Below are 223 nucleotides of genomic sequence, written 5' to 3'. Positions count from 1 at the left end.
TTCCGTCTCGCCGGTGGAATGCGTTCAGTGGCGTCCCGGTAACGATAATGATCTGCCTCATGCCGAACAATTTCCCGTTCCAGAACTGCCCTGAGGTCATCGATGGTGCCATCCTCGATGGCAAAAGACTCCGACGTTGCGCCAGTTTTCACAGTAATGGTGAGGACGGTACCGTTCTCGCCTGTATCCTCGGAAACCTCCAGATCACCGCCATGTTTCAACG

General features: G+C 54.7%; 1 protein-coding gene. It reads right to left on the bottom strand.

What is annotated here, in order from left to right:
• Positions 1-223, bottom strand: a 223-nt coding sequence (locus tag P0D80_RS51800; protein ID WP_408296853.1) for a hypothetical protein, incomplete at both ends; no start/stop codon positions are given.

It is taken from the genome of Paraburkholderia sp. RL17-373-BIF-A (assembly GCF_046030175.1).
Taxonomy (GTDB): domain Bacteria; phylum Pseudomonadota; class Gammaproteobacteria; order Burkholderiales; family Burkholderiaceae; genus Paraburkholderia.
The sequence above is the reverse complement of the archived record's forward strand: the minus strand, read 5'-3'. Positions and strand labels throughout refer to the sequence as shown.